Annotated in this window: 1 rRNA gene; it reads right to left on the reverse strand. The window is 51.2% G+C overall.

The features are described from left to right. Window positions 1-52: 52 nt before the first annotated feature. A 23S ribosomal RNA gene (locus ZX61_RS14100) occupies window positions 53-2,942 on the reverse strand. Window positions 2,943-2,964 lie beyond the last annotated feature (22 nt).

Here is a 2,964-nt window from a genome sequence, read left to right on the forward strand (position 1 = left end):
ACACATTCAATCTGTTCTTGCTTTGAGTCCATCAAAACCCTTTGGGTGTTGTATGGTTAAGCCTCACGGGCAATTAGTACAGGTTAGCTCAACGCCTCACAACGCTTACACACCCTGCCTATCAACGTTCTAGTCTCGAACAACCCTTTAGGACCCTCAAGGGGTCAGGGAAGACTCATCTCAGGGCTCGCTTCCCGCTTAGATGCTTTCAGCGGTTATCGATTCCGAACTTAGCTACCGGGCAATGCGTCTGGCGACACAACCCGAACACCAGAGGTTCGTCCACTCCGGTCCTCTCGTACTAGGAGCAGCCCCCTTCAATCTTCCAACGCCCACGGCAGATAGGGACCGAACTGTCTCACGACGTTCTAAACCCAGCTCGCGTACCACTTTAAATGGCGAACAGCCATACCCTTGGGACCGACTTCAGCCCCAGGATGTGATGAGCCGACATCGAGGTGCCAAACACCGCCGTCGATATGAACTCTTGGGCGGTATCAGCCTGTTATCCCCGGAGTACCTTTTATCCGTTGAGCGATGGCCCTTCCATACAGAACCACCGGATCACTATGACCTGCTTTCGCACCTGCTCGAATTGTCATTCTCGCAGTCAAGCGGGCTTATGCCATTGCACTAACCACACGATGTCCAACCGTGTTTAGCCCACCTTCGTGCTCCTCCGTTACTCTTTGGGAGGAGACCGCCCCAGTCAAACTACCCACCAGGCACTGTCCTCAACCCGGATAACGGGTCTAAGTTAGAACATCAACACTACAAGGGTGGTATTTCAAGGACGGCTCCGCCGATACTGGCGTACCGGTTTCAAAGCCTCCCACCTATCCTACACATGTAGGGTCAATGTTCAGTGCCAAGCTGTAGTAAAGGTTCACGGGGTCTTTCCGTCTAGCCGCGGGTACACTGCATCTTCACAGCGATTTCAATTTCACTGAGTCTCGGGTGGAGACAGCGTGGCCATCATTACGCCATTCGTGCAGGTCGGAACTTACCCGACAAGGAATTTCGCTACCTTAGGACCGTTATAGTTACGGCCGCCGTTTACCGGGGCTTCGATCAAGAGCTTCGCGCAAGCGCTAACCCCATCAATTAACCTTCCGGCACCGGGCAGGCGTCACACCGTATACGTCATCTTACGATTTTGCACAGTGCTGTGTTTTTAATAAACAGTTGCAGCCACCTGGTATCTGCGACTCCCAATAGCTCCATCCGCAAGGGACTTCACCGCCAGGAGCGTACCTTCTCCCGAAGTTACGGTACCATTTTGCCTAGTTCCTTCACCCGAGTTCTCTCAAGCGCCTTGGTATTCTCTACCCGACCACCTGTGTCGGTTTGGGGTACGATTTCTTACAATCTGAAGCTTAGAGGCTTTTCCTGGAAGCATGGCATCAATGACTTCACTACCGTAGTAGCTCGACATCGTGTCTCAGCCTTGAAGAGAGCCGGATTTACCTAACTCTCAAGCCTACGCACTTGAACCTGGACAACCGTCGCCAGGCCCACCTAGCCTTCTCCGTCCCCCCATCGCAATTGTAAGAAGTACGGGAATATTAACCCGTTTCCCATCGACTACGCCTTTCGGCCTCGCCTTAGGGGTCGACTTACCCTGCCCCGATTAACGTTGGACAGGAACCCTTGGTCTTCCGGCGTGGAGGTTTTTCACCCCCATTATCGTTACTCATGTCAGCATTCGCACTTCTGATACCTCCAGCATGCTTTACAACACACCTTCAACGGCTTACAGAACGCTCCCCTACCCAATACGATAAATCGCATTGCCGCAGCTTCGGTTTATAGCTTAGCCCCGTTACATCTTCCGCGCAGGCCGACTCGACTAGTGAGCTATTACGCTTTCTTTAAATGATGGCTGCTTCTAAGCCAACATCCTAGCTGTCTAAGCCTTCCCACATCGTTTCCCACTTAGCTATAATTTGGGACCTTAGCTGGCGGTCTGGGTTGTTTCCCTCTCCACGACGGACGTTAGCACCCGCCGTGTGTCTCCCGGATAGTACTTACTGGTATTCGGAGTTTGCAAAGGGTTGGTAAGTCGGGATGACCCCCTAGCCTTAACAGTGCTCTACCCCCAGTAGTATTCGTCCGAGGCTCTACCTAAATAGATTTCGGGGAGAACCAGCTATCTCCAGGTTTGATTGGCCTTTCACCCCTAGCCACAAGTCATCCGCTAATTTTTCAACATTAGTCGGTTCGGTCCTCCAGTTGATGTTACTCAACCTTCAACCTGCCCATGGCTAGATCACCTGGTTTCGGGTCTATATCCAGCAACTCGACGCCCAGTTAAGACTCGATTTCTCTACGGCTCCCCTAGATGGTTAACCTTGCTACTGAATATAAGTCGCTGACCCATTATACAAAAGGTACGCAGTCACACCACGAAGGTGCTCCTACTGCTTGTACGTACACGGTTTCAGGTTCTATTTCACTCCCCTCACAGGGGTTCTTTTCGCCTTTCCCTCACGGTACTGGTTCACTATCGGTCAGTCAGTAGTATTTAGCCTTGGAGGATGGTCCCCCCATATTCAGACAGGATATCACGTGTCCCGCCCTACTCGATTTCACTGATGATGAGATGTCGGTTACGGGGCTATCACCCTGTATCGCTGAGCTTTCCAGCTCATTCACCTGTCTCATTAAAAGCTTAAGGGCTAGTCCAATTTCGCTCGCCGCTACTTTCGGAATCTCGGTTGATTTCTTTTCCTTCGGGTACTTAGATGTTTCAGTTCCCCGAGTTCGCCCTGTTAACCTATGTATTCAGTTAACAGTATCTGCTTATGCAGATGGGTTTCCCCATTCAGAAATCCCAGACTCAAATGGTTGTTACTACCTAATCTGGGCTTATCGCAAGTTACTACGTCTTTCATCGCCTCTGACTGCCAAGGCATCCACCGTGTACGCTTAGTCACTTAACCATACAACCCCAAAGAGTTTCGC

This window comes from Vibrio sp. VPAP30, assembly GCF_001188205.1.
In the GTDB taxonomy this organism is placed as follows: domain Bacteria; phylum Pseudomonadota; class Gammaproteobacteria; order Enterobacterales; family Vibrionaceae; genus Vibrio; species Vibrio bivalvicida.